This is a genomic window from Pseudomonas sp. R4-34-07, from assembly GCF_003852375.1.
GTDB lineage: Bacteria > Pseudomonadota > Gammaproteobacteria > Pseudomonadales > Pseudomonadaceae > Aquipseudomonas.
Genome location: NZ_CP027760.1, coordinates 4,886,893 through 4,902,266 on the forward strand (window position 1 = coordinate 4,886,893; position 15,374 = coordinate 4,902,266).

The following is a 15,374-nucleotide window of genomic DNA, read 5'->3' on the forward strand; positions in this document are numbered from 1 at the left end:
TTAGGCTGAAATTAAGCCTGAATACCGGTGATTTTGATCTCGGTGTACCACTGGCGGTGGCCCATACGCTTCATGTGGTGCTTACGACGACGGAACTTGATGATGCGGACTTTATCGTGACGACCTTGGGAGATCACTTCAGCCACAACGGTAGCGCCAGCAACAACTGGAGCGCCGATGTTCACGTCATCGCCATTGGCGACCAACAGAACGCGATCAAAAGTAACGGATTCGCCAGTAGCGATTTCCAGTTTTTCGATCTTCAGGTATTCACCTGGGGCGACCTTGTATTGCTTGCCACCAGTAACAATTACTGCGTACGACATGGTATTTCTCCGATAATCCTGCTCACCCAGCGCTTTATAAGAAGAGGTATTGGCTGGCATGGCTGCATGGGATGGACGTCCCGAATGCAATTGCGTAAGGCAGGTGCTGCCCAGGAAGTTCAGGGTGCGCGATTGTACGCAAGCAATAGACGCGTTGCAAGAGGCCGTCCATCGCGCCTTGACACCCAGGGGCATGGGTCCTAGCATGCCGCGCAACCCTTCTGGAGCGACTGTCGCTGATGCAACCCCAAGCTTTCTACCGCGCGGTCGCGGACGATTTTAGCGCCGTCGACGGCATCATCAAGCAGCAGCTGACGTCTAAAGTGCCGCTGGTCGCCAAAATTGGCGACTACATTACGTCGGCGGGCGGTAAGCGCCTGCGTCCTTTATTAGTGTTGCTGTGCGGCAAGGCCCTGGGCCGCGAAGGCGATGACCTGCGCCTGCTGGCGGCCACCATCGAATTCCTGCACACCGCCACCCTGCTGCACGACGACGTGGTCGACATGTCCGGTATGCGCCGTGGTCGCGAGACCGCCAACGCCATGTGGGGCAACGCCCCGAGCGTGCTGGTGGGCGACTTCCTGTACTCGCGCTCGTTCGAAATGATGGTCGAACTGGGTTCGATGCCGGTGATGAAAATTCTTTCACAGGCCACACGCATCATCGCCGAAGGCGAAGTGTTGCAGCTGTCGAAGGTACGCGACGCCAGCACCACCGAAGAAACCTATATGGAAGTGATTCGCGGCAAGACCGCGATGCTCTTCGAAGCCTCCACCCATAGCGCCGCCGCGCTGTGTGGCGCGACCGCCGAACAGGCCGAAGCGCTGCGCACCTTTGGCGACCACCTGGGCGTGGCGTTCCAATTGGTGGACGACCTGCTCGACTACCGTGGCGACGCCGAGACTCTGGGCAAGAACGTCGGTGACGACCTGGCCGAAGGCAAACCGACCCTGCCGCTGATCTACACCATGCGCGAAGGCACGCCGGAACAGGCCGCCCTGGTGCGCAAGGCGATCCAGAAAGGCGGGATCGAAGACCTGGAAGCCATTCGCGCCGCCGTCGAAGCGTCCGGCTCGCTGGAGTACACCGCGCAACTGGCGCGTGACTACGTAGCCCGTGCGGTCCAGTGCCTGCAAGCCCTGCCCGCCAGCGAATACCGGGACGCATTGGTTGAGCTGAGTGAGTTTGCGGTCGCGCGTACGCACTAAAATACACGCGGGCCAATGTGGGAGGGGGCTTGCTCCCGATGGCAGTGTGTCAGCCAATGGATAAGTTGGCTGTTACACCGCCATCGGGAGCAAGCCCCCTCCCACATTTGGATTTCATACAACCTGCAAGACCACAATCCCCTATATAATGTGCGACTTTTAGCCATCCTGACTCTCAAGGAGCTTTAGTGAGCACGTTGCCACCCTGCCCGAAATGCAATTCCGAATACACTTATGAAGACGGCGCCCAGCTGATCTGCCCGGAATGCGCCCATGAGTGGTCCGCCAATGGCGAGGCCGAAGCAGCCGGCGATGAAACCGTGAAGAAGGACTCTGTGGGCAATGTCCTGCAGGACGGCGACACCATCACCGTGATCAAGGACCTCAAGGTCAAGGGCACTTCCCTGGTGGTGAAAGTCGGCACCAAGGTCAAGAACATCCGCCTGTGCGATGGCGACCACGATATCGATTGCAAGATTGACGGCATCGGCCCGATGAAACTCAAGTCTGAGTTCGTGCGTAAAGTCTGATCGTGCTGCAACCATCCCACGCCCGCCGTGGGATGGCGTTTCGCCCTGTTGCTTGACCCGCCTCAATCTCCACACAGAAAAAAGCGCAAACCGCCAATAGGCACTTGCTATTCTACGAATAAGAATTATTCTCATTGAAACCCATCAAGGAGAACGACCATGACTTATTTGATAGACGCCTGGCTGGACCGCCCACACCCCTACCTGCGGATCCTGCATCGGGAAACCGGCGAAGTCTGTGCTGTGCTGGAAGAAGAAGCGTTGAATGAACTGCAGGACCAGGGCGACCTGGACGTGAATGGCCTGAGCTCCAGTGAGCCTGGGGTGCTGAAGGAAGTGGTGAGGAACCTGTTTTTATTCTGCTATGCCCGAGCGTTGCGCCCGGCGACGGAGCTCACTGGCAAGTTCCACCCATGAACCACCCTGCAAAATGCTGTAGGAGCGAGCTTGCTCGCGAAGACCGCATAAACAACGCGTTCATCCAGGATGCCCGCGTCATCGTTGACGTTTTTCGCGAGCAAGCTCGCTCCTACAGGTGATCAACAGCAGGTCTTACAGAACGTCGAGCAGCTCGACGTCGAACACCAGAACGCTGTGCGGCGGGATGCTGCCAACGCCTTGAGCGCCGTAAGCCAGTTCGCTCGGCACGTACAGGCGCCATTTGCTGCCGGCATTCATCAACTGCAGGGCTTCGGTCCAGCCGGCAATCACGCCGCCCACCGGGAATTCTGCAGGCTGGCCACGCTCGTAGGAGCTGTCGAATACAGTGCCGTCGATCAGAGTGCCGTGGTAGTGAGTACGCACTTGGTCTTCACGGGTCGGCTTGGCGCCATCACCGGCAGTCAGCACTTCAAATTGCAGGCCCGAAGCCAGGGTGGTAATGCCGTCACGCTTGGCGTTTTCAGCCAGGAATGCCAGGCCGGCGCCTGCAGCGGCTTCAGCTTTGGCCGCGGCTTCAGCTTGCATGATTTCGCGGATCACCTTGAAGCTGGCCGCCATTTGCTCTTGGTCAACACGGCTTGGCTTGCCGCCGAACGCGTCGGTCAGGCCGGCCAGGATTGCATCGAGGTTGACGCCTGGTGGCGGGTTGTCGCGCAGTTGGTCGCCCAACTGACGGCCGATACCGTAGCTGACGCGGGTTTCGTCGGTGGACAGATTAACTTCGGACATGAAGAGGCTCCGCTGTAGGACAGCACGGCTTCCCGTGCCATCCAAAACTAAAAGGGCCCGCAGACTAGCACACAAGACCGGCCCATGATCAGCCCCCCTCCCCGGCTGCCGAAGCGCCGGGGCGTAGCGCTGGTATCCGATCATTGTCCCGGTCCCGGCATGGATCGAGCGCCCTTTCGACGGCCAGCGAGAAAAGTATTTCAGAATTGCCCTTTGCCGCCGATACAGCCCTACACATCTTGGCTGGCTCAAACAACAACACCCCGTCCAGCAGACAGACATCACTCTCAAGGAGCTTTCGATGAACAGCTGGTTCGGTAACATCAGCGTCAACCTCAAACTCGGCCTGGGCTTTGGCCTGGTACTGGTCCTCACCTCGATCCTGGCACTCACCGGCTGGACCAGCCTGGGCGGTTTGATCGACCGCAGCAACTGGATGAGCGACATCACCCAGCTCAATGCCTCGCTGACCAAGCTGCGCATCGTGCGCCTGCAATACATGCTGGCCAACGGTGACGAAGCCGTGGCGCAGAACGTGCAGACCAGCCTCGACGCCTTCGCCGCCCAGCAACAAAAACTGCTGGACAGCTTCAAGAGCCCGGAAAACCTCAAGCTGCTCAATGAACAGAAAGCCGTCATCACGGCCTATCAGCAGTCCTTGAACAAAATGCGCGAGGCCTATCGCAACGGCAACGCTGCGCGCCAGGTCATGGGCGACAAAGCCGACATCGCCAACGCACAAATCAACGCCCTGGACACCAGCGTGCAGCAAATGCCCGACAGCCCGGAGCGTTTCGCTCAGTTCCAGGCCGTGACCGACGCCAAGGAAGAGTTCATGCTGGCGCGCTACGAAGTGCGGGGTTACACCAACACCGTCAACGCAGAAAACGAAGCCCGCGCCGCTGCACAAATCGACAAAGCCATCGCGAGCTTGAAAAGCCTCAACGCCGTCTTCGGCACCAGCCAGCAAACCGCGCTGGCCGCGCTGGACACCGCACTCGGTGCCTATCGCAGCGCCGTGCAGAGCTACAAGGCCGCCAACGCCAACATCGTCACCGCCCGTGCCGAGATGACCACCCAAGGCACCGATATCGTCACGATCAGCGACAAGCTGTACGACATCCAGCTGGAACGTCGCGACGCCGAAAGCGCCCAGGCCCGTAGCCTGCAATTGATCAGCACGTTGCTGGCCCTGCTGGTGGGCATCATCGCGGCGCTGGTGATCACTCGCCAGATCACCCGTCCGCTGCAAGACACCCTGGCGGTGGTCGAACGCATCGCCTCCGGCGACTTGAGCCACAACATCCAGGTGACTCGCCGTGATGAACTGGGCGTGCTGCAACAAGGCATCCAGCGCATGGGCACCACCTTGCGCGAATTGATCAGCGGGATTCGTGATGGCGTGACCCAGATCGCCAGCGCCGCCGAAGAGTTGTCGGCCGTGACCGAGCAGACCAGCGCCGGCGTCAACAGCCAGAAGATCGAGACCGACCAGGTCGCTACGGCGATGCATGAAATGACCGCCACCGTGCAGGAAGTGGCACGCAACGCCGAACAGGCCTCACTGGCCGCCGCCGATGCCGACGGCCAAGCGCGCGCGGGCGATAAAGTTGTGGCCGAGGCCATCGCCCAGATCGAACGCCTGGCGGCTGAAGTGGCGCGCTCCACCGACGCCATGGCCCACCTGCAACAAGAGAGCAACAAGATCGGCAGCGTGATGGATGTGATCAAGGCCGTGGCCGAACAGACCAACCTGCTGGCCCTCAACGCAGCGATTGAAGCAGCGCGCGCCGGTGAAGCCGGTCGTGGGTTCGCCGTGGTCGCCGACGAAGTACGTGGCCTGGCCCAGCGCACGCAAAAATCCACCGAGGAAATCGAAGGCCTGGTGGCCGGCTTGCAGAACGGTACCCAACAAGTGGCCAACGTGATGAACAACAGCCGCAGCCTCACCGACAGCAGCGTCGAGCTGACGCGCAAGGCTGGCGTATCGCTGGAAAATATCACCCGTACCGTGTCGAATATCCAGTCGATGAACCAGCAGATCGCCGCCGCCGCCGAAGAGCAGAGCGCCGTGGCCGAAGAGATCAGCCGCAGCATTGTGAACGTACGCGATGTGTCGGAGCAGACCGCTACGGCGAGCGACGAGACGGCCAAGTCGAGCGTGGAATTGGCGCGTTTGGGCAGCCAGTTGCAGCAGATGGTCAGTCATTTCCGGGTGTAAGAAATCAAAAAAAGCCGCCTCGGGATTAACCGAGGCGGCTCCACTTCTCAAACCTTAATGGTCGTCGAAGCTGTCCCGCAGAAACTTCCATACGTGATAAGCACGCAGGCAGTTCACTACGAGGTTCCATGTACGTCGTGCAAACTTAGACATACTCGGCCCTCCGTGAGTTGGGCCTTACCTCCAGCGCACTTACCGGAACATGTGGGCCTTTGGATGCAGGTCAATGCATCTTTGAGGCGGCCGGGTTGATGGGCCTTCCGCTTGAATCCGGCACGGATTACTAGCCCGTGGCGGTCGGTCCGAAAATCGCGCGCATACCCGGCGCACCCAAAAGCGACAAACGCGGAACGAAGGAGAGACTACCCAAAACTCCACGTGAAGGTGTGACAAGCAGTGGCCAAATATCCAGTATTGTTCGTGGGATCTATTGCAGAATTTTTCGACTGAGAGAGAAGTTTGATAATCGATGGGCACTGGCCACCGGTCAATCTTGCGTGATGATAAGACCAAGGTTAATATCCGCCTGCAGGTCAATGCATCTTTGAGATCGCGATCCAGCCACTCACTGGATTGCAAAAAAAACCGCCCTACTAAGGCGGTTTTTTATTGTCTGCAATTTACCTCTCAGCTCTCCCCCTCCTCGACAAACACCAGCCGATTCCCAAACGGGTCCTTGATACTCATCTCCCGCGAGCCCCAAGCTGTTTCCTCCACGCCAGGCTTGGCATAGCGGTAGCCCTTGGCCTGCAATTGCTGCTGGTACGCGTCTACCTCCTGCGCCTGGATACGCACCGCTGCGCCCGGCGACGCATCGCCATGATGCTCGGACAAATGCAGCACGCACTCGCCCAGCGACACTTGCAGGTACAACGGAAAATCCGCCTCGAAACGATGCTGCCAGTCGACCTTGAACCCGAGAAAGTCGACATAGAATTCCAGCGCCTTGGCCTCGTCGAAAATCCGCAGGATGGGGGTGACTTTTCCTAAGTGCATCGCGATGGCTCCCTGTTTGAAAGCACCCACTATAGAGGCGAAAAACCCCGACGCAAATCCCCGTTGCGCGCCAGGAATCGACCCGAGCGCTGCCCCGTCGCCTGCCCTTCGCTGTAGCTCAACACACCGTTGACCCACACGCCATCAATGCCCTCGGCTGCCCGCTGTGGTTCTTTGAAGTCCGCTACATCCCGCACGCGTAACGGGTCGAACAACACCAGGTCAGCCCAGTGCCCTTCACGAATTTCGCCGCGCTCAGCCAGGCCAAAACGCGCCGCCGACAGCCCGGTCATTTTGTGCACAGCGGTGTGCAACGGGAACAATCCGACATCCCGGCTGAAATGCCCCAGCACCCGAGGAAACGCGCCCCACAAGCGCGGATGGGGAAACGGGTCTTCAGGCAACCCATCCGACCCGACCATCGACAAAGGGTGCGCCAAAATGCGCCGCACATCCGCCTCGTCCATCCCGTAGTACACCGCTCCCGCCGGTTGCAGGCGGCGGGCTGCGTCCATCAACGAAACATCCCACTCGGCGGCAATGTCCTGCAGGTCACGCCCGCCCATTTCAGGATGCGGTGTGGACCAGGTGATGGTGATACGGAACGCATCGGTGACCTGCTTGAGGTCCAGAGTCGAAGAGCTGGCCGCATAGGGATAACAATCACACCCTACCGGATGGGTTTTCGCCGCCGCTTCAAGTGCCGCCAGCAGTTGCGGACTGCGCCCCCAATTTCCCGCACCAGCACACTTGAGGTGGGAAATAATCACCGGGGCCTTGGCATGCCGGCCAATCAGGAACGCTTCGTCCATTGCCTCCAGTACCGGCTCGAATTCACTGCGCAAGTGAGTGGTGTACACCGCGCCATAAGCCGTCAGCTCTTCACTCAGTTGCAGCACCTCGTCGGTGTCTGCATTGAAGGCGCTGGCGTAGGCAAGGCCAGTGGATAAACCCAGGGCTCCGGCCTCCAGACTCGCCTGCAACTGCATGCGCATGCCTGTGATTTCAGGGGCCGTGGCCGTGCGGTGCAGGTCGTCCATATGATTGCTGCGCAGTGCCGTGTGGCCGATCAGGGCGGCGACGTTGACTGCAGGATGGGCGCGTTCCACTGCGGCGCGATAGTCGACAAAGCGCGGGTAGGCAAAAGCGTCGGCGTTGCCCAGCAGGTTCATCGGATCGGGCGGATTGCCGCGCAGGCTGACCGGTGAGGCGCTGATGCCGCAGTTACCGACAATCACCGTGGTCACGCCCTGGCTGAGTTTGGGCAGCATCTGCGGATGGCGGATAACCACCGTGTCATCGTGGGTGTGTACGTCGATAAACCCCGGCGCCAATACGCGGCCTGTCGCGTCGATTTCATGCTCGGCCATCGCTGTGGACAAGTCGCCGATCGCCTCGATGCGCCCATCACGTACGCCCACGTCAGCGACATAACCCGCAGTGTCGCTGCCATCAATGATCTGCGCCTGGCGAATCAGCGTGTCGTACTTCATATCAGTCTCCAAGCGGCAGGCTGTCGGGGCCGCCGCGATAGTCGTCCAGGGCCAGCTTGATCCGGCGCAGGCGCTCCTGGTTGGCGTCAGGCATGGCCAGCGCCAGCTCGGTGGCAAGCAGGTCGATAGCCAGCAGCATGCCGTAGCGCGCAGCCGTGGGTTTGTAGATAAAACTGGTTTCAGCCGGTTGCAGCGGCAGCAGCACATCCGCCAACTCGGCCAGCGGGGAACCTGCAAGCGTGATGACGACAATGCGCGCGTCGTAGCTGCGCGCCAGCGTCACTACATCCAACAGTTCAGGCGTAAGACCTGTCAGCGAGCAGACAATCAACGCGTGTTCCGGCCCCAGGGTCGCGGCGGTCACGCGCATCATCACCGGGTCATGGCAGGCTGCAATTGGATAGCCCAGGCGTACCAGGCGCACCTGTAACTCATCGCTGCACAGGCTCGACGGGCCGCCCATGCCGAACGCGTGGATCATCCGCGCCTTGCCCAACAGGCTCACCGCATCGACAAAGCTGTCTTGATTGAACCCCGACAGGTGCTGGCGCAGCGTCGCTTCGATATCCCCGAGAATCTGCCGATGAAACGCCGACTGTTCCGGCAACCCCGCCGGGTCGAGAAAGCGGCTGCCCACGCCGCTGGCCTGGGCCAGTTGCAGGCGCAGGTCACGCAAGTCGCGGCAACCGACGCTGCGGGCAAAGCGCGACAAGGTCGCCGTACTGACCTCGGCCCGTTGCGACAACGCTTCCAGGCTGGCCGACGCGGCAAAGCCCACGTCATCGAGCAGCAGCTTGGCGATACGCCCTTCGCCGGCACTGAAGGACGCCTGGCGGGCGCGGATCTGGTAGAGGATGTCCATGGGGCTCCGAGTGACAGGATGCGGCTCATAAAACCAGAGACAGGCCGTAGGTGAGAGCGAAGGCAACCACCGAAATCAACGTCTCCAGCACGGTCCAGGTCTTGAAGGTCTGGATCACCGTCATATTGAAGTATTCCTTGATCAGCCAGAAGCCGCCGTCGTTGACGTGGGAAAAAATCACCGAACCCGCACCGGTCGCCAGTACCAGCAATTCCGGGTGTGGATAACCCAGGCCCAGGGCGACCGGCGCGACCACGCCGGAGGCCGTGGTCATCGCCACCGTGGCCGAGCCCGTGGCGATCCGCATCAGCGCGGCGAACAACCAGCCCATCACCAGCGGCGACAGCTGGAACGCATTGGCCAGGCCAAGGATTTCGTGGGTGACACCGGCGTCCACCAGGATGCGATTCAAGCCACCGCCCGCGCCCACCAGCAGGGTGATGCTCGCCGTCGGCGCCAGGCATTCATTGGTGAATTTGAGGATCGACTCACGGTTGAAGCCCTGGGCCAGCCCCAGGGTCCAGAAACTCACCAGGGTCGCCACGAGCAGCGCGATTACCGAGTTGCCGATGAATAAAAGGAACTGGTTGAAGCCGGTGCCCGGCGTGGAAATCACATTGGCCCAGCCGCCAATCATCATCAGCACCACCGGTAACAGGATGGTGCCCATGGTCAGTGCGAAGCTCGGCAGACGGGTGCGCGGTTCACGCTCGATGAACTGTCGTTCCAGCGGGTTTTCCGCCGGCAGGTGAATGCGCGGCACGATGAACTTGGCATACACGGGGCCGGCGATGATCGCCGTAGGAACACCGACCAGAATCGCATACAGCACGGTCTGCCCAACCGAGGCGTTATAGGCCAGCACCGCCATCATCGCCGCCGGATGCGGCGGCACCAGCGCATGCACCACTGACAGGCCGGCGACCATCGGCAGGCCGACCATCAGGATCGACACGCCCACGCGCCGCGCCACGGTAAAGGCGATTGGCACCAGCAACACGAAACCCACCTCGAAAAACAGCGGCAGCCCCACCAGAAACGCGATGCAGACCATGGCCCAGTGGGCATTGCGTTCGCCGAAACGGTTGATCAACGTGCGCGCCACCTGCTCCGCGCCACCGGACTCGGCCATCATCTTGCCGAGCATGGTGCCCAGCGCCACCACCAAAGCGATATGCCCCAGGGTCTTGCCGACCCCCGCTTCGTACGAGCCCATGATGGTGTCCGCCGGCATCCCGGCCATCAGCGCCAGGCCAATGGACACCAGCGTGATAACGATAAACGGGTTGAGTCGGTAACGTGCAATCAGCACGATCAAAGCAATGATGGCGATGGCAGCGTATGCCAATAGCCCGAAGCCCGGTGATGCGGCCATGCGGTACTCCTCGGAAAGGGTCACGTCGAATAGGTTGTGAAACTCATAAATCATTACCGAGGATGATTTTCAAATTATATGAAAGTAATTTTCGCCCAGGGATAAGCGCTGTCGCGGTGGGATATGCCCGACACCGCCGTATGAAAATTCGAGGAGTGTTCTTACATGAGGACCAGAAAAAGCTGGAAACTCAACCCACGCGGTTGAGTCATAGAATGCACATCCACTGCTGCCAGGAACCGAACATGATGCGTTTCACACTAGCCGCCCTGCTGATTACCCTGTGCGGCAGCGCCGCCGCCGCCGATAACCCGGCGCTGAAAAAATGCATGGACGGCGCCAACACCACCGCCGAGATGGTCGGTTGCAACGTCAAGGAGGCCAAGGTGCAGGATGCCCGGCTGAACAAGGCTTACAAGACCGCGCTGGCCGCTCAGGAAGGCAACCGCAAGGACCAGTTGCAGGACCTGCAGCGCCTGTGGATCAAATACCGTGACGCCAATTGCGCCTTTGCCGGCAGTGCCACTGGCGGCACCATCGACCAGGTCAACGGCTCCGGCTGCGTACTGGACATGACCCAGACCCGCGCCCAGGAACTGGAAGACCTGGTCGGGCCGTAACCCTAGTCGTGTTGAACCTTCGCACGCTTGAGCAGCTTCTTGCAGCGCTCCGACAAATGCAGCACGCGCACATGCTTGCCCGCCTTGCGGTAGCGCTCGCGCAAGGTCATCAGCGCAGCAATCGCTGAATAATCGACGAAGCTCAGGTGCCGGCAATCGAGCGTCACCTGGGCCGGGTCGTTGGCTGGGTCGAATTGATTCAGGAACGGCGTGGTCGAGGCAAAGAACAACGTGCCGTGCAGACGATAAAGTTTGCTGCCATCGGCTTCCAGGTGTTCATCGGCATACAGCTCACGGGCCTGTTGCCAGGCGAAGTTCAGCGCCGCGATCACGATGCCGCACAGCACTGCGGTCGCCAGGTCAGTGAACACGGTGATGACCGTCACCGCCATGATCACCAGCACGTCATTGAGCGGCACCTTGTTGATCACCCGCAACGACGCCCAGGCAAAGGTCTGCTGGGACACCACGAACATCACCCCCACCAGCGCCGCCAGCGGAATCCGCTCGATCAGCGGCGACAGAAACAGAATGAACAGCAGGATCATCACCCCGGCGAACACCCCGGAGAAACGTCCACGCCCGCCGGAACTGAGGTTGATCACGGTTTGCCCGATCATCGCGCAACCGCCCATGCCGCCGAACAGGCCCGAGACCATATTCGCCGCGCCCAGGGCCACGCTTTCGCGGTCGGGGTAGCCACGGGTTTCGGTGATCTCGTCGGTGAGGTTGAGGGTCAGCAGGGTTTCCAGCAGGCCGACCATGGCCATCAGGAACGCATACGGCGCGATGATGCCGAGGGTTTCCAGGGTCCAGGGAATCTGCGGTAGGGCGAAGGTCGGCAGGCCGCCCGCGATGTGCGCCATGTCGCCCAGGGTGCGGGTGGGCAGGCCGAGCAGGTACACCGCCAGGCCCACGCCGAGGATCGCCACCAGGGCCGGTGGCACGGCGCGGGTCAGGCGTGGCAGCAGGTAGACGATGGCCATGGTCACCACGACCAGCCCGGCCATCACGTACAACGGCGTACCGCTGAGCCAGGTTTCACCGTTCTTGAAGTGCTCCAACTGCGCCAGCGCAATGATAATCGCCAGGCCGTTGACGAACCCCAGCATCACCGGGTGCGGCACCATGCGCACCAGCTTGCCCAGGCGCAACAGGCCGAAAGCGACCATGATCAACCCGCCCAGCAACACCGTCGCCAGCAAATATTCCACGCCGTGTTGCACCACCAGCGCCACGATCACCACCGCCATCGAACCGGCCGCCCCCGACACCATACCGGGGCGACCACCGAACAATGCGGTGAGGGTGCAAATGATGAAAGCGCCGTAAAGCCCCATCAACGGGTTGAGATGGGCCACCAAGGCAAAGGCGATGCATTCGGGCAGCAAGGCAAATGACGTGGTGAGGCCGGCCAGGGCATCGGCGCGCAGACGGGTGAGCTTCATGGAGTACCAAGGAGTTGCGGGGGATGAGGCGAGGAATGGTACGGAATTGAGCGGCGCGGGGCTAGCCTTCGGGACCGAGGCGCGGCCAATCGGGAGCAAGCCCCCTCCCACATTTGACCGAGTACAGCCGGTGCGACGCGGTCTAGTGTGGGAGGGGGCTTGCCCTAATGCCAGTCAGTTAAGGCGACACCGAACCTGTGGCGAGGGAGCTTGCTCCCGCTGGACTGCGCAGCAGTCCCATTGTTTGGGGCCGCTTCGCGCCCCAGCGGGAGCAAGCTCCCTCGCCACAAGTTAGTTCTCGCTCCTGCTACTTCTTAACTGACCGGCATTAGGGCTTGCCCCCGATAGCCTCACCTCAATATCAAGCGAACATCACACCATCTCGTGGCGAATCCACTCCACCACCGACGTACGCTTCGGCGCCCACCCCAGCAGCTCACGGGCATGCTTGCCGCGCACCCGGCTGTTGGAGCCAAGGCCATAGTTGGCCATTTCATAACCCCACTCGGCTTCGGCCTCGGCCAACGGCCAATCCTGCGGTTCGCCCAGTTCAAGCGCTTGCGCGATGGCCGTGGTCATGTCGATAAACGAGGCTTCGTCGCTTTCCACGAAGTAGAACGTGCCCGGCACATTCTTCGTCAGCGCCAGCAGGTACAGCGCGACCACGTCTTCGATATGCACGTTGGACCAGATGTTCTGCCCCGGTCCCACGTGGCGCACGATTCCACTCTTGCGGGCCTGCTTGAGCAAGCGTGGCAATTGCACGCTGTCGCGCTTCACGCCCAGGCTGTGGCCATAGATCAGGGTGTTACAGATCACGGCCGAATTCACACCTTCCTGGGCAGCGGCCAGGATCAGGTTATCGATCGCCACGCGAGCGGCCTTGTCGACGGTCGGCTCCGGCAGGTAGTCCTCGAAGTAGACGACCTCACTGGCCTTGCCGCCCGACGCATCGCCAACGATGCTCGAACCGCTGGTATGCAGGAACACCTTGTTGGAGCCTTTCAAGGCGGCCAGCAGGGTTTCGACAGCCGCACGGTGGTCGCTGCTGGCGGCATTGATCACCGCATCGGCGTGCTGCGCCTGCTCGGTCAATACAGCGGCGTCATCCAGTGTGCCGATCACTGAAGTGATGCCCAGTGCCGTCATTTGCGCGGCTTGCTCGGCGCTGCGCACCAGGCCGGTGACGGCGTGGCCGGCCTTGACCAGGCCGGTGGCGATGGAGCCGCCGATAAAACCGGCTGCGCCGGTAACGAATACATTCATGGAGAGTGCTCCTGACTGGGTAAGTGATGACCCCAGTATCAAGCACGCCCTGGCGTCGAATAACCCCGTACAGGCCAATTCACTCTTGCGCGCCAGTCACGAATCACACCGCATAACGTGCCAGCTTGGCCTGGATGAAATCCAGGAAACACTGGATACGCAACGCCAGTTGCGAATTGCGGTAATACACCGCATGGATCGGCTGGCGATAGCCACTGTTGAATGCTTCCAGCAGCGGTACCAGGCGCCCGGCCTCGATGTCTTCGTGGGTCATGAAGTTGGACAGGCAACAAATGCCCTGCCCCTGCAAAGCCAGGTGGCGCACGGTTTCACCGCTGGACGCGGCAATGCCCGGCTGGATCAGCCAGCGGTCGCCCTCGCCATGGCGCAGCGGCCAATGGTTGAGCGTGTCGGTCTGGGTGAAGCCCAGCAAAGTATGCTCGGCCAATTCGGCGACGGTGCTCGGTGTGCCGTGTTGCTTGAGGTAGTCGGCGCTGGCCAGGATGTGCAGCGGCGTGCTACCCAGAGCGCGGGCATGCAGGGTCGAGTCGGCCAGGGTGCCGATACGAATGGCGATGTCGGTGCTTTGCTCCAGCAGGTCGATGATCACGTCGTCGCTGTTGAGCTCCAACTGGATGTCTGGGTACAGGTCACGAAACTCGCCGACGTACGGCAGGATCCCGTGCAGCATGAACGGCACTGCCGCATTGATGCGCAGCCGCCCGGCCGGTTTTTTCTGGCGTGACGACAGGCGCTCTTCCAGCGCCTGCATCTGCGCCAGGATCACCTTGGCCTGCTCGAAGAAATACCGGCCCTCCTCGGTCAGGTCCATGCGCCGCGTGGTGCGGTTGATCAGGGTGGTATCGAGCTTGGCTTCCAGGCGCGACAAGGTGCGACTGACCGCCGATGGCGTCTGCCCAACCTGCTCGGCGGCGGCGGAAATCGAGCCGCATTCAATCACGCTGACAAATATCTGCAGTTCATCGGATCGGGCTTTCACGGGCGGTCCTGGTTATGGGCTCGGGCTCATTATTGACCACTCAGCAACAAATGGCCTCCCAACAGCGCCATGCCGGTGAAAAAAACCCGCTTGAACCACAGCGCACTGATGCGCTGGCGCAACGCCTGGCCCAGCCACATGCCCAGCAAGGCCGGCACCAGCGCCAACAACGACGCACCGACTTCACCGCCGCCGAGCGCACCGCGCCAGGCCAGACCGGCGGCCAACGCCAGGGTCGACACGCTGAACGACAGCCCCAGCGCCTGCACCAACTGATCACGGCTCAAGCCTAGAGCTTGCAGATAGGGCACTGCGGGAATCACGAACACACCGGTGACCGCGGTGATGAGGCCCGTGATCAGCCCACACAGCGGGCCCAGCCAGCGCTCGGTGCGCGGCCCGACCTGGAAAGTGGGCAGGCATAATCCACTTACCGCATACAGCAACAACGCCCCGCCCAACGCGCGCACCACCCACGGCCCGGCGTCCATGCCCAGCCACAGCGTGCCCAGGCCGGCACCGAGAAAAATCAGCAACAGCATCGGCCACAGGCGCTTGAGCAAAGTCCTCAAATGCCCGCCCAACGCCAGTTGCCAGAGGTTGGTGACCGTCGAAGGAATGATCAGTAACGCGGCAGCCTGTGCCGGCAACATAGCCAGGCCGAGCATGCCCATGGCCACGGTGGGCAGGCCAAGGCCGATCACGCCCTTCACCGTGCCGGCCAGCAGGAAAGTGCCGATCACCAGCACGGTCAGGGCCGGGCCGAGGGTTTGGTAGAAAGCCAATAAAGTCGTCATGAACACAATTGTGCGGTTTTGATGAACCGTTGGAAATTCGCCATATACTGAGGCAGCCTCTT

Annotated in this window: 14 protein-coding genes and 2 pseudogenes; 6 read left to right on the forward strand and 10 right to left on the reverse strand. The window is 61.1% G+C overall.

The window, feature by feature from the left end:
* Nucleotides 1-11: 11 nt before the first annotated feature.
* On the reverse strand, nucleotides 12-326 hold the full coding sequence (gene rplU / locus C4J85_RS22555; RefSeq protein ID WP_003176051.1) for a 50S ribosomal protein L21: 315 nt from the start codon (nucleotides 324-326) through the stop codon (nucleotides 12-14).
* Nucleotides 327-565: 239 nt separating this feature from the next.
* On the opposite strand from rplU, the gene C4J85_RS22560 reads away from it, so the two are divergent.
* From C4J85_RS22560 to C4J85_RS22570, 3 genes are all read left to right on the forward strand, one after another.
* Complete coding sequence (locus C4J85_RS22560; protein ID WP_124410745.1) at nucleotides 566-1,534, forward strand: polyprenyl synthetase family protein; 969 nt, start codon at nucleotides 566-568, stop codon at nucleotides 1,532-1,534.
* Between the two features lie 188 nt (nucleotides 1,535-1,722).
* Nucleotides 1,723-2,064 (forward strand): zinc ribbon domain-containing protein YjdM, encoded by a 342-nt coding sequence (locus tag C4J85_RS22565; RefSeq protein WP_017254008.1) that lies wholly within the window; start codon nucleotides 1,723-1,725, stop codon nucleotides 2,062-2,064.
* 159 nt (nucleotides 2,065-2,223) lie between these two features.
* Entirely contained in the window at nucleotides 2,224-2,481 is a 258-nt protein-coding gene (locus C4J85_RS22570; protein WP_124368318.1) for a hypothetical protein, read from the forward strand.
* Between the two features lie 135 nt (nucleotides 2,482-2,616).
* Here the strand turns inward: C4J85_RS22570 and C4J85_RS22575 are convergent, their stop codons facing one another.
* Nucleotides 2,617-3,234 carry an FKBP-type peptidyl-prolyl cis-trans isomerase gene (locus C4J85_RS22575; RefSeq protein WP_124364370.1) on the reverse strand — a complete coding sequence of 206 codons (618 nt, stop codon included), beginning with the start codon at nucleotides 3,232-3,234 and terminating at the stop codon, nucleotides 2,617-2,619.
* A gap of 301 nt (nucleotides 3,235-3,535) precedes the next feature.
* Between C4J85_RS22575 and C4J85_RS28085 the strand changes: the two are divergent.
* Both C4J85_RS28085 and C4J85_RS28090 read left to right on the forward strand, forming a co-directional pair.
* Nucleotides 3,536-4,552: pseudogene (locus C4J85_RS28085) on the forward strand (methyl-accepting chemotaxis protein); the annotation flags it as partial.
* Between the two features lie 309 nt (nucleotides 4,553-4,861).
* Nucleotides 4,862-5,455: pseudogene (locus C4J85_RS28090) on the forward strand (methyl-accepting chemotaxis protein); the annotation flags it as partial.
* 627 nt (nucleotides 5,456-6,082) lie between these two features.
* Here the strand turns inward: C4J85_RS28090 and C4J85_RS22585 are convergent.
* Genes C4J85_RS22585 through C4J85_RS22600 form a run of 4 tightly spaced genes read right to left on the reverse strand, consistent with a single transcriptional unit; the run spans nucleotide 6,083 to nucleotide 10,181 of the window.
* Entirely contained in the window at nucleotides 6,083-6,451 is a 369-nt protein-coding gene (locus tag C4J85_RS22585) for a glyoxalase superfamily protein (RefSeq protein WP_124410746.1), read from the reverse strand.
* 29 nt (nucleotides 6,452-6,480) lie between these two features.
* Complete coding sequence (locus C4J85_RS22590; RefSeq protein WP_124410747.1) at nucleotides 6,481-7,944, reverse strand: amidohydrolase family protein; 1,464 nt, start codon at nucleotides 7,942-7,944, stop codon at nucleotides 6,481-6,483.
* A gap of 1 nt (nucleotide 7,945) precedes the next feature.
* Nucleotides 7,946-8,806, reverse strand: coding sequence for a MurR/RpiR family transcriptional regulator (locus tag C4J85_RS22595; protein ID WP_124410748.1), 861 nt, complete (start codon nucleotides 8,804-8,806; stop codon nucleotides 7,946-7,948).
* Nucleotides 8,807-8,831: 25 nt separating this feature from the next.
* Nucleotides 8,832-10,181, reverse strand: a complete 1,350-nt coding sequence (locus C4J85_RS22600) for a gluconate:H+ symporter (protein WP_256657813.1) — start codon at nucleotides 10,179-10,181, stop codon at nucleotides 8,832-8,834.
* Nucleotides 10,182-10,426: 245 nt separating this feature from the next.
* Between C4J85_RS22600 and C4J85_RS22605 the strand changes: the two genes are divergently transcribed.
* Complete coding sequence (locus C4J85_RS22605) at nucleotides 10,427-10,801, forward strand: lysozyme inhibitor LprI family protein (protein WP_124364376.1); 375 nt, start codon at nucleotides 10,427-10,429, stop codon at nucleotides 10,799-10,801.
* 2 nt (nucleotides 10,802-10,803) lie between these two features.
* On the opposite strand, the gene C4J85_RS22610 is transcribed toward C4J85_RS22605, so the two are convergent.
* The 4 genes from C4J85_RS22610 to C4J85_RS22625 all read right to left on the reverse strand — a co-directional run bounded on the left by C4J85_RS22610 (nucleotide 10,804) and on the right by C4J85_RS22625 (nucleotide 15,312).
* Nucleotides 10,804-12,249, reverse strand: coding sequence for a SulP family inorganic anion transporter (locus C4J85_RS22610; protein ID WP_124410749.1), 1,446 nt, complete (start codon nucleotides 12,247-12,249; stop codon nucleotides 10,804-10,806).
* A 372-nt stretch (nucleotides 12,250-12,621) separates the two neighbouring features.
* Nucleotides 12,622-13,515, reverse strand: coding sequence for an NAD-dependent epimerase/dehydratase family protein (locus C4J85_RS22615; protein WP_124410750.1), 894 nt, complete (start codon nucleotides 13,513-13,515; stop codon nucleotides 12,622-12,624).
* Between the two features lie 103 nt (nucleotides 13,516-13,618).
* Nucleotides 13,619-14,515, reverse strand: a complete 897-nt coding sequence (locus C4J85_RS22620; RefSeq protein ID WP_124410751.1) for a LysR family transcriptional regulator — start codon at nucleotides 14,513-14,515, stop codon at nucleotides 13,619-13,621.
* A 29-nt stretch (nucleotides 14,516-14,544) separates the two neighbouring features.
* Complete coding sequence (locus C4J85_RS22625) at nucleotides 14,545-15,312, reverse strand: sulfite exporter TauE/SafE family protein (RefSeq protein ID WP_124408162.1); 768 nt, start codon at nucleotides 15,310-15,312, stop codon at nucleotides 14,545-14,547.
* Between the last annotated feature and the right edge of the window lie 62 nt (nucleotides 15,313-15,374).

Coding starts and splice junctions, on each gene's coding strand:
- C4J85_RS22575 (WP_124364370.1), bottom strand. CDS start 3,234: ATGTCCGAAGTTAATCTGTCCACCGACGAAACCCGCGTCAGCTACGGT.
- C4J85_RS22585 (WP_124410746.1), bottom strand. CDS start 6,451: ATGCACTTAGGAAAAGTCACCCCCATCCTGCGGATTTTCGACGAGGCC.
- C4J85_RS22615 (WP_124410750.1), bottom strand. CDS start 13,515: ATGAATGTATTCGTTACCGGCGCAGCCGGTTTTATCGGCGGCTCCATC.
- rplU (WP_003176051.1), bottom strand. CDS start 326: ATGTCGTACGCAGTAATTGTTACTGGTGGCAAGCAATACAAGGTCGCC.
- C4J85_RS22570 (WP_124368318.1), top strand. CDS start 2,224: ATGACTTATTTGATAGACGCCTGGCTGGACCGCCCACACCCCTACCTG.
- C4J85_RS22605 (WP_124364376.1), top strand. CDS start 10,427: ATGATGCGTTTCACACTAGCCGCCCTGCTGATTACCCTGTGCGGCAGC.
- C4J85_RS22610 (WP_124410749.1), bottom strand. CDS start 12,249: ATGAAGCTCACCCGTCTGCGCGCCGATGCCCTGGCCGGCCTCACCACG.
- C4J85_RS22595 (WP_124410748.1), bottom strand. CDS start 8,806: ATGGACATCCTCTACCAGATCCGCGCCCGCCAGGCGTCCTTCAGTGCC.
- C4J85_RS22625 (WP_124408162.1), bottom strand. CDS start 15,312: ATGACGACTTTATTGGCTTTCTACCAAACCCTCGGCCCGGCCCTGACC.
- C4J85_RS22600 (WP_256657813.1), bottom strand. CDS start 10,181: ATGGCCGCATCACCGGGCTTCGGGCTATTGGCATACGCTGCCATCGCC.
- C4J85_RS22560 (WP_124410745.1), top strand. CDS start 566: ATGCAACCCCAAGCTTTCTACCGCGCGGTCGCGGACGATTTTAGCGCC.
- C4J85_RS22590 (WP_124410747.1), bottom strand. CDS start 7,944: ATGAAGTACGACACGCTGATTCGCCAGGCGCAGATCATTGATGGCAGC.